Genomic DNA, 15109 nt, shown 5'->3' with positions numbered 1-15109 from the left:
CGGGTAGCGTCCTGCGGGTGCCGGAGTGGTCGCAAGCGGGTGGTTGGGGGCTGCTGGCCGGGTCGGCGCTGCTGCTCGGGGCGGCGCTGGGCTGGTTCGTGCCCGTCCCGCGCCGGGTCATCGCGTCGATCATGGCCTTCGGGGCCGGTGTGCTGCTCTCCGCCGTCTCCTTCGAGCTGATCGCCGAGGCGCACGAGCAGGGCGGGCTGTTGCCCACCGCGGTCGGGGCGGCCGGTGGCGCGCTCGCGTACACGGGGGCGAACGTCCTGCTGGCCCGGCGGGGCGCGCGGCACCGCAAGCGCTCCGGCGCGCAGCCGTCGGAGCAGGAGGCCCCGGGCTCCGGGTCGGCGATCGCGGTGGGCGCGCTGCTCGACGGGATCCCCGAGTCGGTGGTGATCGGCGCGAGCCTGCTCACCGGCGGCCCGGTCAGCCTGGTCACGGTCGTCGCGGTCTTCCTCAGCAACGTGCCGGAGGGGCTGTCCAGCGCCGCCGGGATGCGCCGGGCCGGCCGGACCAGCCGGTACGTCTTCGCCCTGTGGGCCGCGATCGCGCTGGTCAGCGGCCTCGCGGCGCTCGCCGGCCACACGCTGTTGGGCGGCGCGCCGCCGGAGGTGCTGGCCTCGATCACCGCCCTGGCGGCCGGCGCGATCCTCGCGATGATCACCGACACCATGGTCCCCGAGGCGTTCGAGGACGCCCACCTGCTGGTCGGCCTGATCACGGTCGCCGGCTTCCTGACCGCCTTCGCGCTCTCCCACGCATGAAGGGCCCCGGCCCACGCCTGAGGGCGTCCCGGACGCGGGGCCGTCAGTAGGGGTTGGTGTGGCCGGGCGGGCGGGCACGGAGCAGGGCCGCCGGGCGGCCCGGACGGTCCGGGGCGGCGGACATCGGCGGGCTGGCCGTGTGCCCGCCGTGCGCCATGCCGGCGAACAGGTCCCGCAGGGCGGCCAGCGCGTCCACCCTCGGCCGCCAGCCCAGCTCGGCCTCGGCCCGCTCGCTGGACATCAGCGGGGCGTTCAGCGCCAGCTCGACCCAGCCGGCGTCCACCGGTTGCAGCCGGGCCCGCCAGGTCAGCGCCGCCGCGCCGCGCAGCAGCGGGGCCGCCACCGGCACCGTCCAGCCGTGGAAGTGCCGGGCCACCAGTTCCGGGGTGAGCACCGGGTCGGCCGCCAGATTGAATGCGCCCCGCGCGTCGCCCAGCACCGCCCGGGCGTACGCGTCGGCCACATCGTCGGCGTGCACGGCCTGCATCCGCAGGCGGCGGTGTGTGGGCACCAGCGGGAGGCGGCCGTACCGCAGCAGCCGCACCGGGGCCAGCGGCCCGAGGAAGTAGCGGGTGATCTCGGTGCCGGCGTCCCGCTGGAAGATCAGCCCGGGGCGCATCCGCGCCACCCGCAGCCCCGGGTGCTCCCGCTCGACCCCGTCGAGCAGCGCCTCCACGTCGGCCTTGTCCCGGCTGTACGACGACCCGGGCACCCCGGTCGCCGGCCATCGCTCGCTGACCGGGTGGTCCTTCGGGCCGGGCGCGTACGTCCCGACGGACGACGCGTATACCAGGGCGGGCACCCGCGCGCGGAGCACCGCGTCGACCACGGCCCGGCTGCCGTCGACGTTGGTGCGGCGCAGCACCCGCCGGTCGTGGCTGGGCTGGATCTGCCAGGCCAGGTGGACCACCGCGTCCGCACCGGCGAAGACCTCCGCCAGCCGGGCGGCGGCGCCCGGTGCCCCGACGTCGCAGGGGTGCCACGCCAGCCCGTCGTACGGCTCACCGGCGTCCGGGCCGGGTGGACGGCGGGCCACCCCGACCAGGTCCAGGCCCTGTTCCCGGCGCAGCCGCCGCAGCAGCGCCGTCCCGGCGTTCCCGCTCGCCCCCACCACCACGATCCGCATGCCTGGCCCCGTACCCGCTGCGCGGGGGCCGAATCACGCGGGGCGTCAGGGGCGGGGGGAGGTGCGTACCCAGCTCTGCCGCTGCCGGCGGTCCCGGCTGCCGCCGGCGGCGGCCAGGCAGCGCGGGCAGACGCGGCCCACGGCGTCGGCCGCGGTGAGCACGTCGGTCGAGGAGTAGTCGAAACGGACGTGCGGGAAGCGGCGCAGCCTGGTCCGGCTCAGGGGCAGCCCGCACAGGGTCTGGTTCTGCCCGGGCAGCCAGGCGTGCACCTCGCCGCCGGGCCGGCGTACCCCGTCGGGGCCGGTTTCCTCGCTCGACGCCGCCACCGCCGGCGCGCTGCTGATCCGCATGTCCCCCGGTTCCCCGCCCGGCGCGATCTATCCCGCCGGGCCCCGGCCGCGATGCCGGGCAGACGCGGCCGGGGCCGGCACGGTCGCGGTGCTTGAATGGTGGGTATGCCGCTCGACGAGTTGCGTGTTCTGCTGGCCCGGCATGCCCGACCCGACCTGGGCACCGGCATCGCCGACGTCCGCATCTTCCGCGCCGACCGGCCCAACCCGCCGACGCCGACCACCTACGGCAAGGTGCTGGCCCTCGTCGCCCAGGGTACGAAGCGGTTCGCGCTCGGCGACCGGTTGTACGAGTACCAGGCCGGCGACTATCTCGTGGCCTCGGTCGACCTGCCGGTGACCGCGCACTTCGCCCGGGCCAGCCCGGAGGAGCCGGCGCTCGGCTTCGGCCTGACCCTGCACCCGGCCGCCGTCGCCGAGGTGCTGCTCCAGGCCGACCCGGCGGACCTGCCGGCTCCCGCCCCCGACGCACCGAGGGGCCTGGCCGTCAGCCGGGCCCCCGTCGAGCTGCTCGACGCCGCCGTCCGGCTGCTGCGCCTGCTCGACCAGCCCCGCGACATTCCCATGATCGCGCCGCTGATCAAGCGGGAGATCATCTGGCGGCTGCTCACCGGCGAGCAGGGCGGCGTCCTGCGCCAGTTCGGCCTGCCCGACAGCAGCCTCAGCCACATCGCCCGGGCCGTCCAGTGGATCCGCGACAACTATGCGCAGCCCTTCCGGGTCGAGGACGTGGCGCAGCAGGCGGGAATGAGCGTCTCCGCGTTCCACCGCAACTTCCAGGCCGTCACCTCGATGAGCCCGATCCAGTATCAGAAGCAGATCCGCCTGCAACGCGCCCGGCTGCTGCTCGCCGCCAACCCCGGCGACATCGCCGGGGTCAGCCGCCGTGTCGGCTACGAGAGCCCCGCCCAGTTCAGCCGCGAATACCGCCGGCAGTTCGGTGGCCCGCCCCGCCAGGACGCGGCCCGCCTGCACGCCCGGACCGCCACGCGGGCCACGTCCCGCGACAATTGACCGGAACTCGCGTTCTCTTGCCCGATCCTGCCCGCCTGCCGAACGGACGGCCGGGCGGCGAAATCCCCCGGTAGCCTCCCCGGACAGAGGGCCGAGGTCGGCCGGGGGCCGACGGACAACGACGGGCGCGTGAGGTACGGGTGGCCGGTAGCGAACTGTTCGGACGCCACGACGACCTGGCACAGCTCGCCGAGTTCCTCGACGGGGTGCGCCAGGGCGGCGGCGCGCGGCTGATCTGCGGCGAGCCGGGGGTCGGCAAGTCCGCCCTGATGACCGCCGCGACGGAGTTCGCCCTCACCGGCGGGATGCGCGTGCTGCGGGCGTCCGGGTCGGAGTTCGAGGCCGACGTCAGCTACTCCGGCCTGCACCAGCTGCTGCTGCCCGCGTACGCGGGCCTCGACCGGCTCCCGCCCGGTCCGCGTGAGGCGCTGTCGGTGGCGCTCGGCTTCGGCGTGGGCACGCCCCCGGACGTCCTCCTGGTCTGCAACGCCGCCCTGCTGCTCGTCACCGAGCTCACGGCCGACGGGCCGGTCGTGCTGGTGGTCGACGACGTGCACTGGCTCGACCGGGCGAGCGCCGTCGTCCTCGGCTTCGTCGCCCGGCGGCTGGCGGGTGTCCGGGCCGGGCTGCTGGCGTCGACCAGGACGGGATCGGTGAGCTTCCTCGACCTGCGGGGGCTGTCCGAGCACGTCGTCGGGCCGCTCGACGACGAGGCGGCGGGGCGGCTGGTCGACGTCCGCCACCCGCAGTTGCCGGCGCGGGTACGCCGACGCCTGCTCGACCTCGCCCAGGGCAACCCCCTCGCGCTGATGGAGTTGCCCGCCGCGCTGCTGGGTTCCGTGCGGCGCACGGAGACGCATCCCGAGGTGGTCCACCTCAGCGACCGCCTTCAGGCGATCTTCGCGGCCCGACTGACCGGGCTGCCCGAGGCGACCCGGCGGGTGCTGCTGCTCGCCACCTTCGAGGGCACCGGCGACGTCCGGGTGCTCCGCGCCGCGCTGCCCGACCAGTCCAGCCTGGCCGACCTGGCCCCCGCCGAGCGGGCGCAGCTCGTCCGGGTGGACGACGCCACGGCGCGGATCGCGTTCCGGCATCCGCTGATCCGGTCGGCGATCGTGGCCATGTCCACCCACGAGGAGCGCCGCACCGCGCACGTCGCACTCGCCGGAGCCCTGGTCGACGACGAGGAGCGCCGCGCCTGGCACCTCGCGGCGGCCGCCGTCGGCCCGGACGAGGCGGTGGCGGAGCTTCTGGAGGAGGCGGCGCACCGGGTGATGCGCCGCGGGGACGGGTTCGCGGCGGTGGCGGCCCTGGTCCGCGCCGCCGAGCTGAGCACCACGAGCGCCGGCCGGGGACGACGGCTCGCCGAGGCCGCGTACATCGGCGCGGAGGCCAGCGGCACCATCGACGACGCGAAGATCCTGCTGACCGACGCCCGCCGGGCGGCTCCCGACTCGGCCGGTTCGCTGCACGCCGCCAACGCGACCGCCTTTCTCATGATCAACGGGGACGGCGACGTGAACACCGCCCACCGGCTGCTGGCGGGCGCCATCGAGACCGGCGACCACGGCTACCGGGCCGACGACCCCGCGCTCGTCGAGGCCATGCACACCCTGCTGCTGCTGTGCTGGTACGGCAGCACCCCGGAGTACTGGGAACCGTTCTTCGCGGTGCTGCGCCGGATCCAGCCCCGGCCGCCGGACGTGCTCGCGCTGGCGAGCGACAGCTTCGCCGACCCGGTACGCACCGGAAAGGCGGCGCGGGGGCAGATCGACGCGGTGCTCCGGACGCTGACCGAGGACGCCGACCCCGCCCGCATCATGCGGATCGGCACGGCCTCGGTGTATCTCGACCGTCTCGGCGACTCGCGGGAGGCGTCCTGGCGGCTGGTCCAGCACGGGCGCAACGGCGGGGCCCCCCGCCGGCACCTCGGGGCCCTGATGCACCTGTGCCTCGACGACTTCCTGATGGGCCGGTGGGACGAGGCCGAGGAACTCGCCACCGAGGGCCAGCGGACCTGCGACACCAGCGGCTTCTCGTTCTTCGCCTGGTACTTCCGGTACAACCGGGCGATCCTGGCCGCCGGCCGGGGGCGGTTCGCCGAGGCGTACGCGCTCGCCGACGAGATCACCCACTGGGCGCTGCCCCGGGGTGTCGCCGCCGCCGCGCTGTTTGCGCAGCACCCCCGGACGCTCGCCGCCATGGGGGAGGGGGACTACGACGCCGCCTTCGGGCACGCCGCCGCCATGAGCCCGCCCGGCGTGCTCGCCTCCCACGTGCCGCACTGCACCTGGGTCATGTTCGACCTGGTCGAGGCAGCCGTACGCATCGGGCGCGTGACCGAGGCCCGGGCGCACGTCCAGGCGATGCGGGACGCGGACGTGGGTGGGTTGTCGCCCCGGATGGCCCTGCTCCAGGCCGGCGCGGAGGCCCTCGTCCTCGACGACGACGAGTCGGTGACCCGCCTGGAGGCACTGCTGGCCGACGCCGCGACGGGACGGTGGCTGTTCGACGGGTCCCGGGTGCGGTTGGCCCTCGGGGAGCGGCTGCGGCGGACCCGGTCGTCGGTGGAGGCCCGGCGGCACCTGCTCGCCGCGCGGGACGGATTCGCCGCCATGGCGGCCGAGCCCTGGCTCGACCGGGTGGAGGGGGAACTGCGCGCCTGCGGCTACCGACCGGCCCCACGGCAGCGGGGCGACCTGAGCGCGCTGACCGCGCAGGAACTCCAGATCGCGGAGCTGGCGGCGAGCGGCATGACCAACAAGCAGATCGCCGAGCGCCTGTACCTGTCCCACCGGACCGTCGGCGCTCACCTGTACCGGATCTTTCCCAAGCTGGGCGTCACGTCCCGGGCCGCGCTCCGGGACGCTCTGTCGCCGCCTGCTGCTGAGCAGCCTGCGCGCTGAGCTCGTCGGCCTGCGCCTCCTTCGCCTCCAGCAGCCGCTCCAGGAGCCGCCGCGTGGTGGGGTCGTCGTCGCCGATCCAGCGCACCGCCTCCTGCAACGTCTGGACGAGAATCCGCGCCCCGACGAGGTTCTGCGTCACGATGCCGACCACGTCACCGTCGGGGAACGCCCGGAAGGAGACCCGGGACCGGGCGCTCAGGTGCTGTGGGTCGTAGTCGCCGACGCACCCGAGTTGCCGGATGCGGGTCGCGACCAGCCGGGCGTCACCACGGTCGCGGTCGGCCACGGCGAACAGGAGCTCCGCGAGCGGCCGGGCCGACGGGGCGCGGACGACCAGCGCGTGCTGCTCGTACTGCAACGACGACACGACCAGGCTCGCCAGCAGCACGTTGAGCAGGCGCGTGGCCGCCGTCAGGTCGACCCGGTTCGACGGCGTGACCGGCCCGTCGTCGAGGTCGAACAGGGCCCGGTCGCGGACCTCGCGCATGCGCAGCACGGTGGGCGGCGATGCGGGGTGTTCCCGTCCTGATGGCGTCACGCCGTCGATGGTGCGGCGCGGCTCCCGGCCCACGCATCTGTCGAATGACCTAACCGCGGGGCCGAGGCGCCGACGTCGGACGGTCCCCTGGGAGCCCGGACCAGGGCATCAGGCCGTGGCGCGGGCCGGCAGCCCCGCTCACGTCACCGGCCCGCCCGGCTGCTGGCCTGCCCGGTTCCGGCACGACCGGCTAGGTCACCGGCCGTCGGCGGCCCGGATCTCGGAAGTCGGATGACTGATGAAGGTCGGCCGGGCGGCCCCGAAAGTGGAGCCCAGCCAGGCAACACCGTCGCCGCCGGTATCCGGCGGCAGCCGCCGAGGAGAATGCCCGATGACCGTCAGCTACGGCTTCCACGCCACCATGACCGCCCGCCCCGGCAAGGGCGACGAGCTGGTCGACTTCCTGCTCGCCTCGCCTTCGCTGGCGAACGACGACTGCGTCGTCTTCCTGATCGGCCGGTCCGCCGCCGACTCCGACGTCGTCCACGTCACCGAGGGCTGGACGACCGAGGAGGCGCACCACAGCTTCTTCGCCACCGAGGAGGCGCAGGCCCTGGTGGCACAGCTCCAGCCGCTGATCGCCGGCGAGCCGGCGTACCTCGACGAGGTGCCGGTCGGCGGCAAGGCCGCCATCTGAGACCCGCCCGCCCGTCCGCCCGCCCGTCGGTCCACTTCGCACACGACAGGAAGCCCCTCATGGCACTGACACGTCCCCCCTTCGACCCCGAGCTACGCGTCCTCCTCGCCGACATGCCGCTCGTGCCCGAACTCAACCGCGAGGTGCTTCCGCAGGTCCGGCAGTTCTCGTCGATGCCCGTGGAGCCGCTGCTCGACGGCCGGGCGATCGACCGACGCGAGGTCAGCATCGCCGGCCCCGATGGCACGGACATCCCGCTGTCCGTCTTCAGCCCCGCCGACCCGGACCGCACCGCCCCGGCCCCGTGCGTCTACTGGATGCACGGCGGCGGCATGGTGATGGGCGACCGCTTCTCCCAGATCGACATCCCCCTGGAATGGCTCGACCTGTTCGGCGTCGTCGTGGTCTCCGTGGACTACCGGCTGGCGCCCGAGGCCACCGGCACCAGCCTGATCGACGACTGCTATCACGGGCTGCTGTGGGTGGCCGATCACGCCGACGAGCTGGGCATCGACCCGGACCGGATCATCGTCGCCGGGGTCAGCGCCGGCGGCGGCCTCACCGCCGGGGTCGCGCTGCTCGCCCGCGACCGCGGCGGCCCGAGCCTCGCCGCCCAGGTGCTGATCTGCCCCATGCTCGACCACCACAACGACACCATCTCCAGTCGGCAGCACGCGGGCGAGCCCGGAGTGTGGACGCGCGAGATGAACGAGTTCGGCTGGCGGTCGGTGCTCGGCGACCTGGCCGACGACGCCGTGCCCGGTCACGTCTCCCCCGCGACGGCCGACGACCTGTCCGGCCTGCCGGACGCCTACGTCGACGCCGGCACCGCCGAGGTGTTCCGCGACGAGGCCGTCGCCTACGCCACCCGCCTCTGGGCCGCCGGCGGCCAGGCCGAGCTGCACATCTGGGCCGGCGGCTTCCACGGGTTCGACGCCCTGTACCCGCAGGCGCGGATCTCGGCGCAGGCCCGCCGCGCCCGCGCCGACTGGCTCGCCCGGGTCCTGACCCCGGCCGCCGAGCCGGACCGGTCGCAGCCCGCCGGGCAGCGGGCCGGGCGATGAGCGGCAACCACCGGGCGGAGTTCCTGCGCGAGTTCCTGCGTGACCCGTTCACCGTCGCCGCGGTCGCCCCCAGCGGCGCGCCGCTGGCCGACCTCGTCACCGCGCCCGTGCCCGGCGTCGGCGAGCCGCTGGTGGTCGAGCTCGGCCCCGGCACCGGAGCGTTCACGGCCGCCATCCAGCGCCGGCTCGCCGGCCGGGGTCACCACCTCGCGGTCGAGGTCAACGAGCGCTTCGCGGGCCTGCTGGCCGCCCGGTACCCCGGGGTCGACACCGCCGTGGCCGACGCCCGCGACCTCGGCGCGGTGCTGGCACGGCGGGGACACCGCCGGGCGGACGTGATCGTGAGCGGGCTGCCGTGGGCGGCGTTCGCCGGGGGCCAGCAGGACGAGCTGCTGCACGCGGTCACCGACGCGCTCACCCCGGACGGGGCGTTCACCACGTTCGGCTACACGCTCGCCCGCTGGGCCCCGCCCGCCCGGCGACTGCGGCAGGCGCTGGGAGACCGGTTCGAGGAGGTCGTGACCGGCCGCACCGTGTGGGCCAACATGCCGCCGGCGTTCGTGTACTTCTGCCGGCGGCCCCGGGTCACCGCGCGACCGCGCACGCTGCTGTCCCTGGCCCGCTGAGAGACGGAACCCGAGAGGAGGATCGGCCATGGGGAAGCGGCAGGGTTCCGATCCAGCCGTGCGTCCGGTCGGCCAGGACCATCGCGCGACGCCGTTCGAGCTGTTCTTCGACCTCGTGTACGTCTTCGCGACGACCCAGATCACCGCCTACCTGGCCCACGAGCACAGCCCGTACGGTGTCCTGCGGGGTCTGCTGATCCTCGCCCTGCTGTGGGGAACGTGGTCCGGCTACACCTGGCTGGGCAACCACTCCCGGGCCGACGAGGGCCTGCTGCGGGCGGGAATGGTCGGCGCGATGGCGGCGATGTTCGTGGTCGCCCTGGCCATTCCCGAGGCGTGGCGGGACGCCCCCGGCGGCCTGCCCGGCCCCGTCGTCCTGGTCTGCGCCTACCTGCTCGTCCGGTGGGTGCACCTCGCGGTCTACGCGGTGGCCGCGACCGGCGACGCCGGGCTGCGGCAACAGATCGCGCTCACCTGGCCGCCCCTGCTGGCCGGCGCGGTGTTGCTCCTCTGCGGGGCGCTGCTGGGCGGCTGGGCCCAGGTGCTGCTGTTCACCGTCGCGTTGCTGGTGGACTGGGCCGGCATCTACCTCACGGCCAGGCGCGGCGGATGGCGGCTGCACAGCCCGGCGCACCTCACCGAACGGCACGGCCTGTTCGTCATCCTGGCCCTCGGCGAGTCGACCGTCGCGATCGGAGTGGGTGCCGCCGGCCAGCCCATCGGGGTGCCGCTGCTGATCGCCGCCGTCCTCGGCGTCGGCACCGCCGTCTGCCTCTGGTGGCTGTACTTCGACGTGGTGGCGCCCGCGGCCCGGCGTCGCCTCGTCGAGGCGCACGGCGTCGCCCGGGTCAGCCTGGCCGTCGACGCGTACACCTACGGTCACTTTCCCCTGGTCGCCGGGATCGTGCTCACCGCGCTCGGCGTGGAGGGTGTGGTGGCCCACGCCGACGAGACAGGGCCGTTGGGAGCCTTCTACGCGCTGTCCCTTTTCGGCGGTTCGGCGCTCTACCTCGCCGGGCACCTGCTGTTCGCGTGGCTCGTGCACCGTGCGACGAGCCTGCCGCGCCTGGTGACCGTCGGCGTGCTCGTCGCCGCCGGTCCGGTGGCCGCCACCCTCGCGCCGGTGGTCGGCCTGGCCGGCCTGGTCGCCGCCCTGATCGTCCTGATCCTCGTCGAGACCCGCCAGCACCGGCGGAATTCGCGTCCGCCGATGCCGTCGGTCGAAGTGGCGACGATCGTCGGCGGACCGGAATCGGAGAGGATCGAGCAAGGAATCGCGAGGATCGAGATGGATGTCGCACCCGAGAACTGATTACCTGAACACTTCGTTCGAAAAACGCGATACCCGATCAATGAGCGGGAGGTGACGACGATGACCGATCAGACACACAGCACCATTTCCCTGCTGGTGAACGACGTGACCCACCGACTGTCGGTGGACAACCGTCGAACGCTGCTCGACGTGTTGCGGGAGGACCTGGGCGTCACCGGGCCGAAGAAGGGATGCGACCACGGGCAGTGCGGCGCCTGCACGGTGCTGCGCGACGGCCGGCGGGTGGTCTCCTGTCTGGTCCTCGCGGTCGCCGCCGATGCTGCCGCGATCACCACCGTCGAGGGGCTGGCCGTCGAGGGCAGGCTGCAGCCGATCCAGGAGGCGTTCGTGCGCCTGGACGGATTCCAGTGCGGTTTCTGCACCCCGGGGCAGCTCTGCTCGGCGGTCGGGATGCTCGCCGAACACGCGGCTGGCTGGCCGAGCGCCGTCACCGCCGACGACTCACCGGACGCCGTGCCGGAACTGGACGAGGCCGAGGTACGCGAGCGGATGAGCGGCAACCTGTGTCGCTGCGGGGCGTACCCGTCGATCGTGCGCGCGGTGATCGAGACCGCCGCCCGGCAGGGGGTGGCGGGGTGAAGGAGTTCGCCTATCAGCACGCCACGCAGGTTCACGAGGCGCTCACGGCGGTCACCGGGAATGCCGGCGCCCGGTATCTGGGCGGCGGCACCAACCTCGTCGACCTGATGAAGTGCGGGGTCGAGGAACCGACCCGGCTGGTGGACGTACGGCAGCTTCCCCTCGACGGTGTCCACGACGCGCCGGACGGCGGCCTGGTCATCGGTGCGACCACCACGAACAGCGACGTGGCCGCGCACCCCGAGGTGCGCCGCCGGTTCCCGGCGCTGGCCCAGGCCGTGCTGGCGGGCGCATCCGGCCAACTGCGAAACATGGCCACGGTGGGCGGCAACCTGTTGCAGCGGACCCGCTGCGGCTACTTCACCGACCTCTCCTCGCCCTGCAACAAGCGGGTCCCCGGCAGTGGATGTGCCGCGATCGCGGGAGTCCACCACAACCACGCGGTCCTCGGCCACTCCGCGCACTGCGTGGCCACCCATCCCTCGGACCTGGCGGTGGCGCTCGCCGCGTTCGACGCGGTCGTGCGCTACGAGACGCTCGACGGCCCCAATGAGATCCCGTTGGCGCAGTTCTACCTGCCGGTCGGTGACCGTCCGGACCGGGAGACCGCGCTGCCACCCGGCGCGCTGATCACCGCCGTCGTCCTGCCTGGGTCCGCGCGGAGCCCCCGGTCGCGCTACCGCAAGATCCGCGAGCGCGCGTCGTACGCCTTCGCGACGGTATCCGTCGCCGCCGCGCTCGACATCCGCGACAGCGTGGTACGCGACGTGCGCATCGCCCTCGGCGGCGTGGCGTCGCATCCCTGGCGGGCCCGCTCCGCCGAGGCCGTGCTCCGCGACGCCCGGCCCACCGCCGAGCTGTTCCGCGCCGCCGCCGAGGCGGAACTGAGCGCCGCGAAGCCCCTGCGCGACAACGGATACAAGGTGGCCCTGGCGCGGAACCTCGTCGAGGCCGTGCTCGGTGGGCTAGCCGGAACGGAGAGGACCCGATGAGCGCAGACCTCAATCCCGGTGCCATCGGCAACCCACGCCCCCGGATCGAGGGCCCGCTCAAGGTCACCGGCACCGCCCGCTACGCCGCGGACGTGCCGATGCCGGACCTGGCCCACGGCTGGATGGTGACCGCCACCATCTCCCGGGGCCGGATCCGCGACATCGACGCCTCGGCCGCGCTCGGCATGCCGGGTGTGCTGGGGGTGCTCGACCACCGCAACGCGCCCCGGCTCGATCCCCGGGCCGGCAACTACTTCGGGCCGGACGGCAGCATGCAGCTGCTCCAGGACGACGTGATCCCCTACGCAGGCCGGCCGGTCGCGCTGGCGGTGGCGGAAACGCCCGAGCAGGCCAGGGCGGCAGCGGCGGCGCTGCGGGTGACGTATGACGTCGATCCGCACGACCTGGACTTCAGCCTGGAGCACCCGGCCGCGCGGCCGGCATCGACCGCCTTCGGCCCGGAGGCGGACACCGGCGACGTGGACGCGGAACTGTCGGCGTCCGCGGTCGTGGTCGACGAGCGTTACCGCACTCCGGAGGAGAGCCACAGCGCACTGGAGCCGCATGCCGCGACCGTGTGGTGGGACGGGGGCCACGTGTACGCCGTGGACTCCAACCAGGGCGCGTTCAGCGTGTCCGAGGTTCTGGCCGCGCTGTGGTCCATCGACCGGGAGCGCGTGCACATCCGCGCCGAGCATGTCGGGGGCGGCTTCGGCGGCAAGGGCGCCTGCGGCCCGCAGGTGATCCTCGGGTCGATGGCCAGTGAGCGGTTCGGACGCCCGGTGCGGGTCGTCATGACCCGGGCGCAGGTCTTCGAGGCGACCGCGTCGCGGCCCCCGACGGACCAGCTGGTGCGCATCGGCGCCGACGCCGACGGCCTTCTGCGTGCCATCCACCACCGGCCGGCGTACGCCCTCTCACCGCTCGCCGAGTACATCGAGGCGTGCACCGAGCAGGCCAAGATCCTGTACGCGGCGCCGGCGATCCGCACGCAGCTCACCGCCGTGCCCCTCGACATCCTGCCGCCGGCCTCGATGCGTGGGCCGGGCGCGACGCCCGGCTCGTTCGCCCTGGAGTCGGCGATCGACGAGGTGGCGGAGCGGCTCGACCTTGACCCGCTGGAGTTGCGCCTCCGCAACCAGCCCGTGGTCGGGCCCGTGTCGGGGTTGCCCTTCAGCAGCCGCCGCCTGGTCTCCTGCCTGCGGGAGGGCGCGCGCCGGTTCGGCTGGGCCACGCGCGACCGGCGTCCCCGCGTCCGGCACGAGGGTCCGCTGCTGATCGGCACCGGCATGGCCGCCACCTCCTTCAGTGCCGGGGTGTTCCCGTCGACGGCCTCGATCACGGCCGAGGCGGACGGGACGTTCACGGTGTCGATCGGCGCGAGTGACATCGGCACGGGCGCCCGCACCGCGCTGACGGCGGTCGCCGCCGACGCGCTCGGGGTCGGCACGGAACGGATCCGCATCCGGATCGGCGACAGCGACCTCGGCATGGCGTGGGGCGCGGGCGGCTCCCGTGGCACGACGTCCTGGTCCTTCGCCATCACCGAGGCCGCCAGGAAACTGCGGAAGAGCATGGGCGACCCGGCCCGGCCGGTGACCGCGACGGTGGACACCACCACGATGATCGACTACCAACCCGGCCGGGAACGGCAGACCTTCAGCGCCGTCTTCGCGGAGGTGGCCGTCGACCCGGCGACCGGCGAGGTACGCGTGCGCCGCCTGCTCGGCATGTTCGCCGTGGGCCGGGTGATCAACCCGCTGCTGGCCCGCAGCCAGGTGATCGGCGGAATGATCATGGGGCTCTCCATGGCCCTGCACGAGGAGAGCGTGCGCGACCCCCGCACCGGCAGACAGGCCAACGGCGACTTCGCCGGCTACCACTTCGCCGCCCACGCCGACGTGCCCGACGTCGAGGCCGACTTCGTACCCGACTACGAGCCGCAGGACCCGTCGGGGTTCAACGGCCTCGGCGAGATCGGCACGGCCGGCACCGCGGCGGCGATCGCCAACGCCGTATGGCACGCCACGGGCATCCGTCAGCGGATCCTCCCGATCCGCCTCGACCGGGTGCTGGAGCCCGCCGACCCCGGCGCAACCGATGCTGCGTGAGGTCTGGTCGTTCGTCGACGCCCATCGCCGGGTCGGACGCCCCGTCGCCCTCGCCCGGCTGGTCGCACGGGACGGCCCGGGATCGCGGCCACTCGGATCGACGATGGCCGTCGCGGCGGACGGCACGTGGCGCGGCTCGGTGTCCGGGGGTTGCGTGGAGGCCGTCGTCGTGGAAGCCGCCCGTGCCGTCCTCGCCGGAGCGGCGGCGCACGTGCTGTCGGTGACACCGGGCGAGTTCCTGCTGCCGTGGGAGGACGCGCCCGCCTGCTCCGCCAGCATGGAGGTGCTGGTCCTGCCCGCACCACCGCCATCGGTACACGACGCGATCACCGTGGCGTTGCGGCGGGACAGACCCGTCGCGGTGGGCGTCGGACTGCAACCGCCGTACCAGTGGTCGGTGGCCCCGACCACGGACCAGCTCCCCGGCGGCCACCCCGCGTACGTCGAGGAAATGCCGCGCCGACGGCGGCTGGTGCTCGCCGGAGCGACCGACCTGGCCGCGGTGGTGGCCACACTGGCGGAGTCACTGGACCTGGCGGTGTCCGTCATAGACCCACGCCCCGACCACGTCGGATCCGGGGCGCTGCCGGCCAGCGCCCGGGTGGTGCGCGCCTGGCCGGACGAATGGCTGACCCGCCACCCGCCCGGGCCCGGCGACGCCGTGGTCACGTTGAGCCACGACCCCCGTATCGACGACCGGGCGATCCGCGCAGCGCTGGCCGGCGGCGCGGGACACGTTGCGGCGCTCGGCAGCCGGGCCACCCACGCCCAGCGCCTGCGACGCCTCGCCGGCACACCCGGCCTGGACCGGCTGGCCGGTCCCGCCGGACTGGACCTGGGCGGCACGTCGATCGCCGAAGCGGCCCTGTCCATCCTCGCCGAGGTCGTCGCGGCGGGACATGGCCGGGCCGGAGGCCGGTTGCGCGACTCGCAGCTTCCCATCGGCGTCCACGCGGCGACGACGGCCCATGGTTGACGTGCGATCACCGGACGGCCCTGCGCCGGCCGGCCAGACAACCCGTTCCCGCAGCCTCATCCGCCCGAACGGGCAACGAACGTCCGATGGAC

14 protein-coding genes are annotated in these 15109 nt (G+C 74.3%); 11 read left to right on the top strand and 3 right to left on the bottom strand.

Features of this window, described 5'->3' with window-relative positions:
- Positions 1-17: 17 nt before the first annotated feature.
- A complete protein-coding gene (locus tag ACFYWL_RS08930) occupies positions 18-764 on the top strand; it encodes a ZIP family metal transporter (protein ID WP_386969395.1) in 747 nt (248 codons plus the stop codon).
- Between the two features lie 43 nt (positions 765-807).
- On the opposite strand, the gene ACFYWL_RS08925 is transcribed toward ACFYWL_RS08930, so the two are convergent.
- Both ACFYWL_RS08925 and ACFYWL_RS08920 read right to left on the bottom strand, forming a co-directional pair.
- Entirely contained in the window at positions 808-1890 is a 1083-nt protein-coding gene (locus ACFYWL_RS08925) for an NAD-dependent epimerase/dehydratase family protein (RefSeq protein ID WP_386969392.1), read from the bottom strand.
- 45 nt (positions 1891-1935) lie between these two features.
- Positions 1936-2241: a hypothetical protein gene (locus tag ACFYWL_RS08920; RefSeq protein WP_386969390.1), complete on the bottom strand. Its 306-nt coding sequence runs from the start codon at positions 2239-2241 to the stop codon at positions 1936-1938.
- Positions 2242-2337: 96 nt separating this feature from the next.
- Here ACFYWL_RS08920 and ACFYWL_RS08915 point away from each other — a divergent pair, with 96 nt between their 5' ends.
- Positions 2338-3255 (top strand): AraC family transcriptional regulator N-terminal domain-containing protein, encoded by a 918-nt coding sequence (locus tag ACFYWL_RS08915; protein ID WP_386969387.1) that lies wholly within the window; start codon positions 2338-2340, stop codon positions 3253-3255.
- Positions 3256-3395: 140 nt separating this feature from the next.
- Positions 3396-6161 carry an ATP-binding protein gene (locus ACFYWL_RS08910; protein WP_386969385.1) on the top strand — a complete coding sequence of 922 codons (2766 nt, stop codon included), beginning with the start codon at positions 3396-3398 and terminating at the stop codon, positions 6159-6161.
- Here the strand turns inward: ACFYWL_RS08910 and ACFYWL_RS08905 are convergent.
- Entirely contained in the window at positions 6097-6699 is a 603-nt protein-coding gene (locus ACFYWL_RS08905) for a ferritin-like domain-containing protein (protein WP_386969382.1), read from the bottom strand. The genes ACFYWL_RS08910 and ACFYWL_RS08905 overlap by 65 nt on opposite strands.
- Before the next feature lie 331 nt (positions 6700-7030).
- On the opposite strand from ACFYWL_RS08905, the gene ACFYWL_RS08900 reads away from it, so the two are divergent.
- The 8 genes from ACFYWL_RS08900 to ACFYWL_RS08865 are packed head-to-tail and all read left to right on the top strand — an operon-like array spanning position 7031 to position 15017.
- The gene (locus tag ACFYWL_RS08900; RefSeq protein WP_386969380.1) at positions 7031-7336 is read left to right on the top strand and encodes a putative quinol monooxygenase; all 306 of its coding nucleotides are present in this window, start codon (positions 7031-7033) and stop codon (positions 7334-7336) included.
- A 59-nt stretch (positions 7337-7395) separates the two neighbouring features.
- A complete protein-coding gene (locus ACFYWL_RS08895; RefSeq protein WP_386969377.1) occupies positions 7396-8400 on the top strand; it encodes an alpha/beta hydrolase in 1005 nt (334 codons plus the stop codon).
- The gene (locus tag ACFYWL_RS08890) at positions 8397-9026 is read left to right on the top strand and encodes a class I SAM-dependent methyltransferase (protein ID WP_386969375.1); all 630 of its coding nucleotides are present in this window, start codon (positions 8397-8399) and stop codon (positions 9024-9026) included. Before ACFYWL_RS08895 ends, ACFYWL_RS08890 begins: the two co-directional genes overlap by 4 nt.
- Before the next feature lie 28 nt (positions 9027-9054).
- Entirely contained in the window at positions 9055-10338 is a 1284-nt protein-coding gene (locus ACFYWL_RS08885; RefSeq protein ID WP_386969372.1) for a low temperature requirement protein A, read from the top strand.
- A gap of 60 nt (positions 10339-10398) precedes the next feature.
- Complete coding sequence (locus tag ACFYWL_RS08880) at positions 10399-10938, top strand: 2Fe-2S iron-sulfur cluster-binding protein (RefSeq protein ID WP_386969369.1); 540 nt, start codon at positions 10399-10401, stop codon at positions 10936-10938.
- Complete coding sequence (locus ACFYWL_RS08875; protein WP_386969366.1) at positions 10935-11930, top strand: FAD binding domain-containing protein; 996 nt, start codon at positions 10935-10937, stop codon at positions 11928-11930. Before ACFYWL_RS08880 ends, ACFYWL_RS08875 begins: the two co-directional genes overlap by 4 nt.
- Positions 11927-14041: a xanthine dehydrogenase family protein molybdopterin-binding subunit gene (locus ACFYWL_RS08870; RefSeq protein WP_386969364.1), complete on the top strand. Its 2115-nt coding sequence runs from the start codon at positions 11927-11929 to the stop codon at positions 14039-14041. Before ACFYWL_RS08875 ends, ACFYWL_RS08870 begins: the two co-directional genes overlap by 4 nt.
- Positions 14031-15017: an XdhC family protein gene (locus tag ACFYWL_RS08865; RefSeq protein WP_386969361.1), complete on the top strand. Its 987-nt coding sequence runs from the start codon at positions 14031-14033 to the stop codon at positions 15015-15017. Before ACFYWL_RS08870 ends, ACFYWL_RS08865 begins: the two co-directional genes overlap by 11 nt.
- Positions 15018-15109: the final 92 nt, after the last annotated feature.

Source organism: Micromonospora sp. NPDC002575, assembly GCF_042889525.1.
GTDB classification, from domain to species: domain Bacteria; phylum Actinomycetota; class Actinomycetes; order Mycobacteriales; family Micromonosporaceae; genus Micromonospora; species Micromonospora carbonacea.
This window is presented reverse-complemented; position numbering and strand designations above follow the sequence as displayed.